At 67.3% G+C, this 14,292-nt stretch carries 13 protein-coding genes and 1 tRNA gene; 3 read left to right on the forward strand and 11 right to left on the reverse strand.

Translation table 11 applies throughout. The features are described 5' to 3' along the window. Positions 1–345: 345 nt before the first annotated feature. Positions 346–1,284 (forward strand): DMT family transporter, encoded by a 939-nt coding sequence (locus IRZ18_00840; GenBank protein ID MBX5475655.1) that lies wholly within the window; start codon positions 346–348, stop codon positions 1,282–1,284. On the opposite strand, the gene lonB is transcribed toward IRZ18_00840, so the two are convergent. The 5 genes from lonB to IRZ18_00865 form a co-directional block, all read right to left on the reverse strand. Next, a complete protein-coding gene (gene lonB / locus IRZ18_00845) occupies positions 1,191–2,918 on the reverse strand; it encodes an ATP-dependent protease LonB (GenBank protein MBX5475656.1) in 1,728 nt (575 codons plus the stop codon). The two genes, IRZ18_00840 and lonB, sit on opposite strands and share 94 nt — an antisense overlap. Before the next feature lie 140 nt (positions 2,919–3,058). Continuing rightward, positions 3,059–4,315 (reverse strand): ATP-dependent Clp protease ATP-binding subunit ClpX, encoded by a 1,257-nt coding sequence (gene clpX / locus IRZ18_00850; GenBank protein ID MBX5475657.1) that lies wholly within the window; start codon positions 4,313–4,315, stop codon positions 3,059–3,061. A gap of 16 nt (positions 4,316–4,331) precedes the next feature. Next, positions 4,332–4,973, reverse strand: coding sequence for an ATP-dependent Clp endopeptidase proteolytic subunit ClpP (gene clpP, locus IRZ18_00855; GenBank protein MBX5475658.1), 642 nt, complete (start codon positions 4,971–4,973; stop codon positions 4,332–4,334). A 21-nt stretch (positions 4,974–4,994) separates the two neighbouring features. After that, positions 4,995–6,329, reverse strand: coding sequence for a trigger factor (locus IRZ18_00860; protein ID MBX5475659.1), 1,335 nt, complete (start codon positions 6,327–6,329; stop codon positions 4,995–4,997). A 23-nt stretch (positions 6,330–6,352) separates the two neighbouring features. Continuing rightward, positions 6,353–6,437 (reverse strand) — tRNA-Leu (locus tag IRZ18_00865). Between the two features lie 119 nt (positions 6,438–6,556). On the opposite strand from IRZ18_00865, the gene IRZ18_00870 reads away from it, so the two are divergent. Then, the gene (locus tag IRZ18_00870) at positions 6,557–6,817 is read left to right on the forward strand and encodes a glutaredoxin family protein (GenBank protein MBX5475660.1); all 261 of its coding nucleotides are present in this window, start codon (positions 6,557–6,559) and stop codon (positions 6,815–6,817) included. Positions 6,818–6,896: 79 nt separating this feature from the next. After that, positions 6,897–7,289: a cupredoxin domain-containing protein gene (locus IRZ18_00875; GenBank protein MBX5475661.1), complete on the forward strand. Its 393-nt coding sequence runs from the start codon at positions 6,897–6,899 to the stop codon at positions 7,287–7,289. Here the strand turns inward: IRZ18_00875 and IRZ18_00880 are convergent. The 6 genes from IRZ18_00880 to udk all read right to left on the reverse strand — a co-directional run bounded on the left by IRZ18_00880 (position 7,273) and on the right by udk (position 14,034). Next, positions 7,273–8,202: a M23 family metallopeptidase gene (locus IRZ18_00880; GenBank protein ID MBX5475662.1), complete on the reverse strand. Its 930-nt coding sequence runs from the start codon at positions 8,200–8,202 to the stop codon at positions 7,273–7,275. The genes IRZ18_00875 and IRZ18_00880 overlap by 17 nt on opposite strands. Before the next feature lie 83 nt (positions 8,203–8,285). After that, positions 8,286–9,542 (reverse strand): transcription termination factor Rho, encoded by a 1,257-nt coding sequence (gene rho, locus IRZ18_00885; protein ID MBX5475663.1) that lies wholly within the window; start codon positions 9,540–9,542, stop codon positions 8,286–8,288. A gap of 69 nt (positions 9,543–9,611) precedes the next feature. After that, positions 9,612–10,259, reverse strand: coding sequence for a fructose-6-phosphate aldolase (gene fsa, locus IRZ18_00890; protein ID MBX5475664.1), 648 nt, complete (start codon positions 10,257–10,259; stop codon positions 9,612–9,614). A gap of 23 nt (positions 10,260–10,282) precedes the next feature. Next, positions 10,283–11,446, reverse strand: a complete 1,164-nt coding sequence (locus IRZ18_00895; protein MBX5475665.1) for a hypothetical protein — start codon at positions 11,444–11,446, stop codon at positions 10,283–10,285. A gap of 232 nt (positions 11,447–11,678) precedes the next feature. Continuing rightward, entirely contained in the window at positions 11,679–13,298 is a 1,620-nt protein-coding gene (locus IRZ18_00900) for an S-layer homology domain-containing protein (GenBank protein ID MBX5475666.1), read from the reverse strand. Positions 13,299–13,398: 100 nt separating this feature from the next. Beyond that, positions 13,399–14,034 carry a uridine kinase gene (gene udk, locus IRZ18_00905; GenBank protein MBX5475667.1) on the reverse strand — a complete coding sequence of 212 codons (636 nt, stop codon included), beginning with the start codon at positions 14,032–14,034 and terminating at the stop codon, positions 13,399–13,401. Positions 14,035–14,292: the final 258 nt, after the last annotated feature.

Genomic DNA, 14,292 nt, shown 5'->3' on the forward strand with positions numbered 1-14,292 from the left:
CTGCTCGGGCGAAGGCCGCCCGGACGCGGCTCGGCGCCGCCTCTGTGCGCGGCGCCGAGCCCTGCGGATGACGACGTCGTCACTTGCCCTTCTTGCCGCCCTTGGCGCTGGACTTCGCGCCGGGCTTGCCCCCCTTGGCCTTGCCCGCCATCCGCGTGCCACCTCTTTCCCGCTTTGAACGTGGCCCTCGCCCGTCTGGGCCGCGTTCCCTCGCGACACACCGCGCGACATGCAACGGGGGCTCCGGTGGTCGTTGCCGCGGTCATTCGGTGCCCCGGTCCAAAGTCCTGCATGGTGGGCTGCCGCCGCGGCTGGTACGATGGATATGCCATGCGAGCCGTCGCCTTGAAACCCTGGCAAGCGGACGCCCTCCTGCTGGCCCTCACGTTCGTGTGGGGCGCCACCTTCGTCCTCGTGAAGGGCGCAGTCGCGACGCTTGCGCCGCTTTCGTTTCTTTTCGCCCGATTCAGCCTTGGAGCCCTGGCGCTCCTGCCGTTCGCGCTCGCCCGGCGCCACCGGTTGCGGCCGCTCGACGCGACCGCCGGAGCCGCCGCGGGGCTCCTGCTGTTCGCCGGCTTCGCCCTGCAGACCTGGGGCCTTGTGGACACCACCCCGGCGCGGGCCGGGTTTCTCACGGGCCTTTCGGTCGTGCTCGTTCCCGTGTTGCAGGCGCTCATGGGAAAACGTCCGCCGGCACGCATCTGGGCGGGCGTGGCCCTCGCCACGGCCGGCCTGTTCCTGCTCACCAACCCCGGCGCGGGGGCCGTGCGCACCGGCGACATGCTCGTCCTGCTCTGCACGCTCGCCTTCGCCCTGCAAGTCCTGGTGATCGACCGCTACGCGCGGCGAACCGACCCCATCCTGCTGGCCTTCGTGGAAACGGCGGTCGCCGCCGCCGCGAGCGGCACCGGCTGCCTGCTCACCGGCGCCGCGGCCGGACGTTGGACGCCCGTCGCGTGGTGGGCGCTGGCCGTCTGCGGGCTCGTCGTCACCGCGGCAGGCAACCTCGTGCAGACCGTCGCGCAGCGCTACACCACGCCCTCGCACGCCGCGCTCATCTTCACCTGCGAACCCGTGTTCAGCCTCATCTTCGCGTGGGCATTCTGGGGGGAAACCTGGACGGCGATCACCCTGCTGGGCGGCGCCTGCGTCCTCGCCGGAATGCTCATAGGTGAGTGGCCGGGGGCTCGTCAGTCGGCCCCGCCTTCGCCGGGACTTGCGCCCGCGGCCGTCGACGGCTCCGCCACCGGCGCGGCGGCCGCCACGGACGCCGGCTCCTCGTAGGCCGCACCGGGCTCGGCCGCTTCCTGGGCGAGCGCACGCCGCAGCACCTGCCCGAACGTCTTGACCGGCACAATGTCGATGTCCTTGTACTGCTTGAACAGGGCCTGCCAGTTGTCGGCAGGGATCAGCACGGTCTTGGCGCCCGCGCGGCGCGCGGCCTCGATTTTGGCCATGACGCCGCCCACCGGCCGGACCAGGCCGCGGATCGAGAGTTCCCCTGTCATGGCCACGGTGGGCTCCAGCGGCTTCTCCGTGATCGCCGAGTAGACGGCCGCCGCCATCGTGACGCCCGCCGAAGGGCCGTCGATGGGGATGCCGCCCGGAAAGTTCACGTGGATGTCGTAGTCGCGCGGATCCTGGTCAAGGTAGCGCCGCAAGGCCGTCAGGACGTTGTCGACGGAGCCGCGCGCCATGCTCTTGCGGCGTACCGTGTGGCCCGGCCGGCCCATCTCCTCCTCTTCGATGACGCCCGTCACCGTCATGCGCCCCTGTCCAGGCCTCACCGGGTTGGCGACGGCTTCGACCTCGATGAGGATGCCGACGTTCGGCCCCGTCACCGCAAGCCCGTGGGCCACGCCGACCTGCGGCCGGTCCGCCACGCGCCGGTCCGGGCGCGGCGTGTACTGCCCCGTGTTGACGACCCACTCCACGTCCTCCACCGTGATGCGGTCGCGGCGATCGGCGATGGCCAGCCCGGCCGCGATCTGGACCATGTTCACGGCGTCGCGGCCGTTCGTCGCGAACTGGCGGATGACGCGCAAACCGTCGTCGTCGAGCGGGTATCCGATCTTCTCGGCCGCTCGGGCCGCGATGCGCCCGATCTCCTCGGACGTCAGCGGCCGGAAGAAGATCTCCACGCAGCGGGAACGGATCGCCGGCGGGATCTCCTCGGGCGTCCGCGTGGTGGCGCCCACGAGTCGGAAGTCGGCGGGCAGGCCGTTGTCGAACATGTCCTTGATGTGTTTCGGGACGTTGGGATCTTCCGGGCTGTAGTACGCGCTTTCGAGAAAGACCTTGCGGTCCTCCAGGACCTTCAGCAGCTTGTTCATCTGCACCGGGTGCAGTTCGCCGATCTCGTCCAGAAAGAGGATGCCGCCATGCGCCTTCGTCACGGCGCCCGGCTTCGGCTGCGGGATGCCCGACATGCCCAGCGGACCTGCGCCCTGATAGATCGGATCGTGCACGGAACCGATGAGCGGGTCGGCGATGCCGCGCTCGTCGAAGCGCGCCGTGGTGGCGTCCACCTCGACGAACTTCGCGTCTTCCGTGAACGGCGATTGCGGGTTGCGTTTGGCTTCTTCGAGCACAAGGCGCGCGGCCGCCGTCTTGCCGACGCCGGGAGGGCCGTAGATGATGACGTGCTGCGGATTCGGGCCGCACAGGGCGGCGCGCAGCGCCTTCAACCCCTCGGCCTGCCCGACGATCTCCGAGAACGAGCTCGGCCGGGTGCGCTCCGCCAGCGGTTCCGTGAGGCTGATGGCGCGGAGCTTCTGGAGGCGTTCGAGCTCCTTCCTGGACTCGCGCTGCACGACGACCTTGCTGCCCTGCTGGCTCCGCAGAAGGTTCCAGAAGTAGAGCCCGATGACGATGGCGAAAAACACTTGGATCAGCGTGATCAGTGCACCGATGGACATCGGCTTACGCCCCCTCACCCGTGGGTCTAGTATCTCCACCGGGTGGGGAGGTAGCCGGACGGGAAAACCTCGCAGGAGTGGGAGTGGCGTCCCTGAACCAGAGAGGCGCCCCTGCGGGCGCCTCCCAGCCGAGACTCGTCTTACGCCGTCTCTTCCTTCTTCCGCTTCTTGAAGACCAGTTTCGGTTCCGCGCCTTCGAGGACCGTGCTCTCCGTCACGATGCACTTCAACACGTCGTTGCGCGACGGCACGTCGTACATGACGTCCAGCATGATGTCCTCGATGATCGCCCGCAACCCCCGCGCGCCCGTCTTCCGTTCCAGCGCCTTGCGCGCGATGGCGCGCAGGGCGCCCGGCTCGAACTCGAGCTCGATGCCGTCGATCTGCAGGAACTTCTGGTACTGCTTGACGAGCGCGTTCTTCGGCTCGGTCAGGATCCGCACGAGCGCATCCTCGTCCAGCGCCTCCAGCGTGGCCACGACCGGCAACCGCCCGATGAACTCCGGGATGAGCCCGAACTTGAGCAGGTCCTCCGGCATGACCTGCGCGAGGATCTCCCCGACGTCCTTGTGGTCCCGCGTGACCAGCTCCGAGCCGAAGCCGATCGTCTTGCGCCCGATGCGCGACTGGATGATCTTCTCCAGGCCGTCGAAGGCGCCGCCGCAGATGAACAGGATGTTCGTCGTGTCGATCTGGATGAACTCCTGGTGCGGGTGCTTGCGCCCGCCCTGCGGGGGCACGCTGGCGATGGTCCCCTCCAGGATCTTCAGGAGAGCCTGTTGCACGCCTTCGCCCGACACGTCCCGCGTGATCGAGGGGTTCTCCGACTTCCGGGCGATCTTGTCGACCTCGTCGATGTAGACGATGCCGCGCTCCGCCTTTTCGATGTCGTAGTCGGCCGCCTGGATCAGCTTCAGGAGGATGTTCTCGACGTCCTCGCCCACATACCCGGCTTCCGTGAGCGACGTGGCGTCGGCGATGGCGAACGGAACGTTGAGGATACGCGCGAGGGTCTGCGCGAGGAGCGTCTTCCCGCTGCCGGTGGGACCCAGCAGGAGGATGTTGCTCTTCTGCAGCTCGACATCGTCGACCTTGCCGTCCGAGTTCACACGCTTGTAGTGGTTGTACACGGCCACGGACAGGATCTTCTTCGCCCGCTCCTGCCCGATGACGTACTGGTCCAGGATCTCCTTGATCTGGCGCGGCTTGGGGATGTCCTTGAGGTCCAGCTCCGCGTCGTCATGGAGTTCCTCTTCGATGATGTCCGTGCACAGCTCCACGCACTCGTCACAGATGTACACGCCCGGACCCGCGATCAGGCGCTTCACCTGGTCCTGATGCTTGCCGCAGAACGAGCACTTGAGGGGACCCTTTTCGTCGGTGAACTTGTTGAACAACGCCGACACCCCCTCCTTATTCGCCGGCCGGCTTGCGCGGCTTGGTCACGTCGTCGATGATGCCGTACTCCTTGGCCTGCTCCGCCGACATCCAGAAGTCCCGGTCGGTGTCCTTCTCCACGCGCTCCAGCGGCTGGCCGGTGTGCTGCGACAGGATCCGGTTCAACCGCTCGCGCAACTTTAGGATCTCCTCGGCGGCGATCTTGATGTCCGTCGCCTGCCCTTGGAATCCTCCCCAAGGCTGGTGAATCATGATACGCGAATTGGGCAAAGCGTAACGCTTGCCCTTCGTGCCGCCGGCCAGCAGCACGGCCGCCATGCTCGCCGCCATGCCCACGCAGATCGTCGACACGTCCGGCTTGATGTACTGCATCGTGTCGTAGATGGCGAGGCCGGCATCGATGGCGCCGCCGGGCGAATTGATGTAGACGGAGACGTCGCGCTCCGGATCTTCCGTTTCCAGGAACAGAAGCTGGGCGACGACAATGTTCGCGACCGTGTCGTCGATGGGCGTGCCGATGAACACGATGCGGTCCTTGAGCAGCCGTGAGTAGATGTCGTAGGCGCGCTCACCGCGGCTCGTCTGCTCCACGACGATGGGCACGAGGTGCTGGGCACGCGCGATGCGCTCGCGCACGTCTTCGTCGAACTGCGCCATCGGCCAACCTCCTTGCGGCGTTTAAGCCGGCTCCCCGGCGCCCTCGCCAGGCGCCGCAGCCGCTCCCCCTGCGATCTGAGCGAGCCTGTCAATGGCACGGCGCACCCGCAAGGATGCGCGCACGTCGGCCAGATTATCCGGATTTCGGAGGATCAGCTGGCGCACTCTCCCTGCGGAGGACCCGTACGCGCGGGCGATGCGCTCCACCTCGTCGCGCAACTCTTCGGCGTCGACCTCGATGCCCTCGGCCTTGGCCAACGCATCGAGAACCAGTTCCGTCTTGACGTCCTTCTCCGCCTGCCGGCGCAGGTCGTCCTCAAACGCCTCCGGAGACGTTTCCGAAGCGTTGAGGTACGCGTCCAGCGTGAGTCCCCGCTCGGCGAGCTGGCGCTCGAACGACTCCCGCAACTGCGCGACGCGCCGTTCGACGAGCACGCCCGGCAGGTCGACCGATGATTGCTCGACGACGCGCTCCACCAGCCGCTCGCGGAACTCCCGCTCCGCGCGCTCCCGCGCCGATCGCTCGAGGCTATTCTTCAGCTCCGCGCGCAACTCCTCTAGTGAGCCGTACTCGCCCACCTCGCGGGCGAAGTCGTCACTGAGCTCCGGAAGTCGACGCTGTTTGATCTCCCGCACCGTCACTGTAAAGACGGCGTCCTTGCCGGCCAGTTCCGACACGCCGTAATCTTCCGGGAATTTTGCCGGGATCTCCCGCGTCTCGTCGACGCGCATCCCCACGATCCCCTCTTCGATGCCGTCGATCAGCTGGCCGGAGCCGATCTCCACCATATACCCCTCGGCGGACCCGCGTTCGATGGGCGAACCGTCCGCGAGCCGGCCCTGGAAGTCGATGACGACGAAGTCCCCGTTCTGCACGGGGCGCTCGTCCTCGACCGCGACGAGTTCCGCCCGCTGCTCGCGGAGCCGCTCGAGCGCTTGGTCGACGTCCTCCTCCGTGACCGCGACCGGCTCTGGGGCGAGGCGCAACGAGCGGTAGTCTCCAAGCGCGACCTCCGGCTTGACGAGGACTTCGGCCCGGAAGGCGACGCGGTTGGCGTCGAAATCCGGTTTCAGGTCGATCGTCGGCTGGTCGATCGGCTCGATGCCCGTCTCTTGGACGGCTTCCAGGTACGCGTTCGTGACGATCTCGTCGAGCGCCTCGTCCCAGAGCGCGGCGCGGCCGACGTAGCGTTCGAAGATGGACCGCGGAGCCTTTCCCTTCCGGAAGCCGGGGATGGTCACGCGCTTGACGAGCTTGCGGTAGGCCTTCTCGAGGGCGCGATCCACCGCCTCCGGCCCGACTTCAACTTCCAGGGCGACGCGGTGGTTTTCCAGACGTTCGACAGTCGCGTTCAATGGGAATCCTCCTGAAAAAGCGATGGTGCGGGCGGAGAGATTTGAACTCTCACGGGACAAGCCCACTAGATCCTAAGTCTAGCGCGTCTGCCGTTCCGCCACGCCCGCACGAAATCTGTGTGGTGACGCCGCCGCGCACGGTCCGCCGACGTTGACGATGATAGCACGCGCTTCGCATGATCGCACGCCTGCGCGCCGCAAACTAGGCGGGCGAGGAGGGCTGCGGAGTGCGGCGCACACGCGATCGGCAGGTTCAATTGTACAGCGCGACCGGCGACGCGGAGTCGATCCGGGTCAAGTCCTGGCTCTCCGGCCGCGGCGTGCCCTTTGTCGATTTCGACATCGATGTCGAGGAGAACCGGCGCCAGGAGATGCGCGCCATGGGGTTGGAGCGGGCTCCGGTCACCGTCATCGGCGGGCGCGTGATCCAGGGGTTCAAACCCGAAGAGCTGGAATCCGCGTTGCAGGATCTCAACGACAATTCCTGACCGCGCGCGTGCATGCTTCGCCGCGCGGAAACATCTCCTTTCCCAGATCGAGCCGATCGAGGGAAGGGAGATCGCGGACATGGACCGGCGAGTATGGTTCGGGGCGGCCGCCGTTCTCGTGCTGCTCGGTGCCGCACGATGGCTCGCGCCGCCCGCCCCGCGCGCGGCGGCCGTCCTCGCCCCCGGCGCGAACGTCGTCGAGTACACGATCCTGCTCTCGGAGCACCGCTTTCGACCCGCCGAGATCACGGTTCAGCGCGGCGAGCGCGTCCGTCTGGTGTTGAAGAACGTGGGCGAGGAGACCCACGAGTTCGAGCTCGACGGCTACAATTTCGAGATCGCCGACATCGAGCCCGGCCAGGTCGTCACCGTCGTGTTCAGCGCCGACAAGACCGGGCGCTTCGAGTTCTCCTGCCACGAGCCCGGCCATTACGAGCAGGGCATGAAGGGGGAGCTCATCGTCCAACCGTGAACGCGACGGGCTGGTCCGCCTCGGACGGAGCGCCGTCCGCGCTGGAGCGCAGAAACGGCAGGGGATTCTCGGCCGTGCCGGCGATGCGGATCTCGAAGTGAAGGTGCGGTCCGGTGGCGTCGCCGGACTGGCCCACGAGGGCAAGCGGCTGGCCCATGGCCACGGCCTCCCCTTCCTTCACCAGAAGTCGCGAAGCGTGACCGTACACCGTCACGAGGCCGAACGAGTGGCGCAGCACCACGACGCGCCCGTAGCCGGATTCCCAGCCGGCGCGCACCACGACGCCGGGCGCCGCCGCGCGGATCGGTACGCCGTACGGTGCGGCGATGTCGATGCCCTCGTGCATCCGGCCCCATCGCGGACCGAACGCGGAGCTGATCACGCCACGCAGGGGCCACTGGAAGACGGGAGAGAGGATCCGCGTCAGCGACGCCGCGCGGAGGTCTCCACCCGAGGTGAGCACCGTCAACTGTTGACCGGCGCTCAACCGGTCAGGATCGGCGATCCCGTTCAAGCGCGCCAGCTCGCGCACACTGGTGTGAAATCGCGCCGCGATGGCCGCAAGCGTATCCCCGGGGCGCACCGTGTATGACGCGGCCATCGCCCGCTGTATACTGGAGGCCGCCCTGGCCGTCCCGGCCGCGAGCCGGGCCGTTTCCCGGGTGGCCCCGCCGGCCTCGAGCGGAACGAGCAGTTCCTGTCCCACGCGAAGGAGGTTGACGTTCGCCAGGTGATTCGCCGCCGCCAGCGCCTTCACCGACACCCCGTACCGGGCGGCGATCTCCGATAGCGTGTCGCCCGCCCTCACGGCATGGACCCGGTACGCCTGGACGGGGCTGCCGTGGGCGGTCGCGACAGGCGCCAGCGCCATGGCCGCGGCCAGGGCGGCCGCCCGGCGCAAATGGCTACGCATGCGCAATGGCTCAGGTCCCCTTCCTGGTCACCGTGTACAGGGTTCCCAAAGACGGGGACTCTCATGCGCCGTTCACGGGCAGGTCAGGAAGGCGTCATTTCCTTGCGCACGGATTCGAGGAATTCCTTGTTGTCCTTCGTCTTTGCCAACCGTTGCATGAGCAGCTCCAGAGCTTCGTGCGGCTGCATGTTCGCCGTGAAGCGACGGAACGCGTAGATCACGTCGAGCTCCTCCTGGCTCAGCAGGAGTTCCTCTCGACGCGTGCCCGAACGTTTCACGTCGATGGCGGGGAACAGGCGCCGCTCGTACAGCTTCCGGTCCAAGTGAAGCTCCATGTTGCCCGTGCCCTTGAATTCCTCGTAGATGACGTCGTCCATGCGGCTGCCGGTGTCGATGAGCGCCGTCGCGAGGATCGTGATGCTGCCGCCGTCCTCGATGTTGCGGGCCGCGCCGAAGAAGCGCTTCGGCTTGTAGAGCGACGCCGGGTCGAGGCCGCCGGACAGCGTGCGTCCGCTCGGCGGCGTGATGAGGTTGTAGGCCCGCGCGAGGCGCGTGATGGAGTCGAGCAGGATGACGACGTCGACGCCGTGCTCCACGAGGCGCTTCGCGCGTTCAAGGACCATTTCCGCCAGCTTGACGTGGTTTTCGGGGTGATTGTCGAACGTCGAGGCGAGGACCTCGCCGTCGACCGAGCGCTCCATGTCCGTGACTTCTTCCGGGCGCTCGTCGATGAGCAGCACCATCAGCTTGACGTCCTCGTAGTTCTTCGTGATCGCCTTCGCGATCCGCTTCAGCAGTTCCGTCTTGCCGGCCTTCGGGGGCGACACGATCAATCCGCGCTGGCCTTTGCCGATCGGCGCGATCAGGTCGATGATGCGCGTCGACATTTCGATGGGGCTCGTCTCGAGCTTGAAGCGCTCGTTGGGGTGGATCGGCACAAGCGAGTCGAAGGGGATTCGCGTGATCGCCTCTTCAGGCGGGACCCCGTTGATCGCCTCCACCCGAAGAAGCCCGTAATATCGTTCATTTTCCTTGGGCGGACGCGCCTGGCCGGAGACGAGGTCGCCCGTGCGCAAGTCGAAGCGGCGGATTTGGGACGGCGAGACGTAGATGTCCTCGTCGCTGGGCAGATAGCCGATGGGACGAAGGAACCCGAACCCCTCGGGCATGACCTCGAGGATGCCCTCGGCGAACATCAGCCCGTCCTGCTCGGTCTTCACCTTCATAATTTCGAAGATGAGCTCCCGCTTGCGCATGTTGCTGAACCCCGATATGCCGAGCTCGCGCGCAAGCGAGTAAAGATCCTGAACCGTCATCGATTCAAGCGCGTTGAGATCCACAGGGTCCCTCCATTGCCTTCCGGCCCTTGTTCCGGGTGCAGCCTCTGGGATGGTTTCGGGGCGACACGCCTATGAGTTGAGCTGGCGCCAGTCGGCTAGGAAACGTTCAAGACCGGCATCCGTAAGCGGGTGCCTGACCAACTGCCGCATCGTGTCGAACGGCATCGTGCCGATGTGCGCCCCGGCCAGCGCGGCGTCGGTGACGTGCCGGGGGTGGCGCAAGCTCGCCGCCAAGATTTTCGTTCCGATGCCGTGTTGATTGTAGAGTCGCACGAGGTCCCGTACAAGTTGCATGCCGTCCTGGCCGACATCGTCCAGTCTGCCCACAAACGGGCTGACGTACGCGGCGCCCGCGCGCGCGGCCAGCAGGCCCTGATTGACCGAGAACACGAGCGTGACATTCGTGGCGATGCCGTCGTCCGCAAGCCGCCGGCAGGCCGCCAGGCCGTCCCATGTGCAGGGGAGCTTGATCACGACGTTGTCGCCAAGGGCCGCGAGCTCGCGCCCCTGCTGAACCATGCCGTCCGCGTCCGTGGCTGTGACCTCCGCGTTGACCGGACCCGGCACGAGAGAACTCAACTCGCGGACGAACGCCGTGAAATCCCGCCGGCCTTCGCGTGCCACCAGGGTGGGGTTCGTCGTGACGCCCGCCAGGACGCCCCAGGAAAGAGCTGTGCGTATCTCCGTGAGGTTGGCCGAGTCGAGGAAGAGGAGCAAGGGCGGGGCCTCCACCCGCCATTCTAGCGCGAGGCGTTGTCGACCTCAAGACCTCGCAGTTCGCCGGACTTGACGTTCCAGTCCCAGATCCACGAACCGCGCGGCCCGATCAGGAGATCTCCTTGCGTGGCGATGGCCCTGAGGGGCCGGCCTGAGCGGTTCCATTGGACCGCGAGTGCCCCGGGCCCTCCCGCGCTCACGGTCCCGGCCGCGGCGCGGCCTTTCGCCACCGGCGTGGCGGCATCCGGCGCGGACAGGGCCGTCCATAGCGTCCCGTCGGCACCGAACACGGCTCCGCGGACGACGTACCCGGTCGGCACCGTCCAGGCCGCGATCACATCACCGTCGGCGGTATCCAGTAGGAGGACCTGGCGCATGTCGCCGATCCCGATGAGCGCAGCGACCTTCCCGTCGTTGGACAGAACCCAGGTCCCCGCGCCCCCGTACGGCAGCTGGCGCTTCCACAAAAGCTTGCTGCCGTCCGCAGCGAACGCGTACGCGGTGTCGTCCGGCGAGCCCGATGCGACGAAGAGCGCCTCGCCGTCCGGCGACATGGCGACGTGGCGCGCCACGTCGGTCTTCGGCTGGTACGTCCACGCCACGTTACCCTTTCCGTCGAGGAGCGTCAGCCGGTCCGCGGCGTTCACCAGCGCGCTGCCGTCCCGGGCCAGCGCCACTTCCGCTCCCGCCGCCGCGCGCACCGTCGCGATCGTCTTCCCGGAGTCCCCGCGCACGACGCGCAGCGACGAGCCGTCGTCCAGCACGATCACGCGCCCGTCTGGCGACGCCCAGGCCGCCTGGGACGCGACGTCCGTCTGCCACACGCGGCCGGAGTCGTCATAGGCTTCGGTCACGACGGAGGAGCCTGATTTCGCCGCGATCATGACGCGCCCGCCGGCGGCGGCGAGCACCGCGCCGGAGGGCAGACGGTACGGCTTGTCGCCGTTCCAGGCAAAGCCGCGTTCCTTCCCCGCCACGGCAAGCCGCGGCGAGGTTCCCAGCGCGACCGTGGCGGCGTCCGGCAGGTTGAAGGAAGCGTCCGCCTGCACCCTCTGCACGTCCACGCCGTTCAGCGTCCGTTCGGAGAAGGCGGGAAGCGGCAGCATGGACCCCTGTGAGGGCTGTGCGCACCCCGCCATGCTGGCGAGGAGGAGGACGAGAAGCGCGGCGCTGATGATGCGGGACAAGCGTGTCACCCGGTTTCTGCCGTTGTGCCAGACACTGCCATTATAGGACTCGCGCCGATCCGCCCGGCGGACGTAACGGAACTGTAACGGCAGTGTAACGGGCTCGTAATCGTGCCACGGCACGTCGCCCCGCTGCGGTCGCCACGGGCTTCTTAAATGCAAGCGGGGGCCGGCCTGCCGGCCGGTCCCCCGCTCACGTTCCACGCGGCTCAAGCGACGGCGTCGAACTGGCTCAGTCGTCCACTTCCACCTTCGTCGCGGTGATGACGAAGTTCTGAACCGTGCCTTCGACCTTCACGTGCTGGCCCGCCGTCAGGCCCGCGACGCCGTTCACGCCCTCGAACTCCGTGTTGGCGTTCGTCAGGACCGTGTAGACGTAGGCGATCGTCGCGCTGCCGTTGGACGACGCCACCACGTTCAGGGTAAACGCGTTCTGCGCGATGATGTCGTGCACCGTGCCGCTCAGCTTCGTCGTGCTGGACTCGTCGTCGCCGCCATTCTTGCCGCCCGAGTCCTTGCCCGAGCCGAGGCGCACGATGACCGCCTCGCTGCCGTGGTACTGCACCGTGGCCGGGGCGCCGACCGTGAGCATCGACAGCGAGACCTCGCTACCCTTCAGGTACACGTGGCCGTACGGTGCGAGCGTGAAGTCGTGCGCCCGCCCGCCGTTGTCCGTCAACGTGAACGTCGTGGCGTCGGTGGTCGAGGTGGCGCGATGCACGGCCGTGATCTCCCCGGAGACCGCGTCGAGCTCGAAGCGGTCGTAGATCAGCGCCACCGAACCCTGGTTGTCGAGATAGATCGTCACCTGGTCGCCGGGCTGGACATCCGCGAGGCTCAGCGCGCCGGCCGCGCTCGAGATCGTGGTGTCCCCGATGCGGACGTAGATGAGCGCGTTCGCGTTGACCTTGTACGTGGCCGCGGACGTCGAGCTGCTGTCAGCCTTCACGACGGTCAGGGTTCGCGACGCCACATCCACCGCGGCAACCTTGCCGGTGACCTTCGACCCGAGCACGCCGCGCTGATCCGCCGAGCGGGCCAGGAGCGCCGAGAACTCGGCCCGGGAAATGGCCGCCCACGGGCGGAACGTGTGATCCGGATACCCGTCGACGAAGCCCGCCTTCACGGCCGCGGCGATGTACGGCTGCGCCTCGACCGAGAACTGGCCCTTGTCCTTGAAGCGGTCCAACACCGTCAGGTCGGCGTGGTCGACGTCACTCTGGCTCATGGCGCCCGCCTTGATGAACCCCTTGACGAGCAGCTCCGTCGCCCAGGCCCGCCCCGCCGCCTGGTTCGGGTTGAACAGGCTGTACGGGTCCAGCAGGCCGTCGTACACCGCGAGCGCCACGTACGGCAGGGACCAGCCGGCCGACTTCGTCACGGCCTGGACGTTCCAGTCCGTCGCGATCGAAAGGTAGGCGGCGTAGATGTTCGCCTGGTGGCCGTGACCCTTCCCGCCCGGCAAGGCACGCGGATCGACGGGCAGCGCCGAGCCGATCTTCTGAGCCGCCTGCGCCAGGGCACGTGCGTCACCGCCGTAGACGGTGCGCACGACCATGGTCACGGCCTCGGCCTGACTGATCGAGCCCTTGGGGTTGAACCGCCCGTGACCGTCGCCCTTGGTCAGTCCAGCGAGGTACAGCTGGGTGATGTAGGGCGTGGCCCACGCGTCGCCCTCCGTAAGGTCCGTGAACCCGGTCACCTTGACGAAGTGCTCGTGCTCCCGCGTGTACCGCTCGTGCTTCAACTCGTCGTGGCCTTTGCCCTTGTCGGCGAAGGCGATCGGCCCCGCTCCGGCGACGAGCGTCAACGCGAGCGTCGCCGCGGCGATGGAGCGAAGGTATCTCTGCATCCGCATCCCTCCTGACTGGATTTGCCTTGGCAAGGACAAATCATCGCAGGGGGATGCTGGTTTCTGGGGGTCGGCCCCCCCATTTGCGAGGGTGGCCCTCTCAGGCGCGACCGTCACCTTCGTCAAGGATCGAGCGGAGCTTCGCAATGAGCACGTCCAACGCCACGGGGTTGAACCCGCCTTCCGGCACGATCAGGTCGGCATACCGCTTGCTCGGCTCGACGAACTCGTCGTGCATCGGCTTGACCGTCGTCAGGTACTGGCTCACGACGGAGTCGATCGTGCGGCCCCGGTCGCGGATGTCTCGCAGGATGCGGCGCAGCACGCGCACGTCGGCGTCCGTGTCCACGAACACCTTGATGTCGAAGAGCGAGCGCAGCTTCTCGCTCTCGAAGATCAGGATCCCCTCGACGATGACGACGTCCGCGGGTTCGACGCGCACCGTCTCCTTGCGCCGCAGGTGGAGGCGATAGTCGTACGTCGGCCGTTCGATCGGCCGGCCTTCCCTCAGGGCGGCCATGTGCTCCAGAAACAGCTCCTGGTCGAAGGAGAGCGGATGGTCGTAGTTGATCCGCGCCCGCTCCGCGAACGTCAGGTGGCTCAGGTCCTTGTAATACGCGTCGTACGGGATGACCACGACGCGGTGCCGAAACTCCGACGCCAGCCGGAGCGCGAGCGTCGTCTTGCCGGAACCCGTGCCGCCAGCGATGCCGACAAAGAGTGGTTTGCGCTTCAAGGTATCCGTCCTCGTTCAGCCGTCGCTTCTCGTTGCCCTGCCTATCATAATCCACATCCGCGACGCCGCCGGCACGATGCGTCCCCCTTGGCTGCGAACCATGCGCACATGCCGGCGACGCCGCTCCTGTGCTGCGGGCGTGGAGGCGGGCCGGCGCCAAGCAATACGGAAAGCCGGTTCCCGTATGGGGAACCGGCTTTCTTGAAAGAGATTTCGGCGGCGTCCTACTCTCCCACGCGGTCGCCCGCGCAGTACCAT

Source organism: Clostridia bacterium (genome assembly GCA_019683875.1).
Lineage (GTDB): Bacteria > Bacillota > Sulfobacillia > RBS10-35 > Bu92 > Bu92.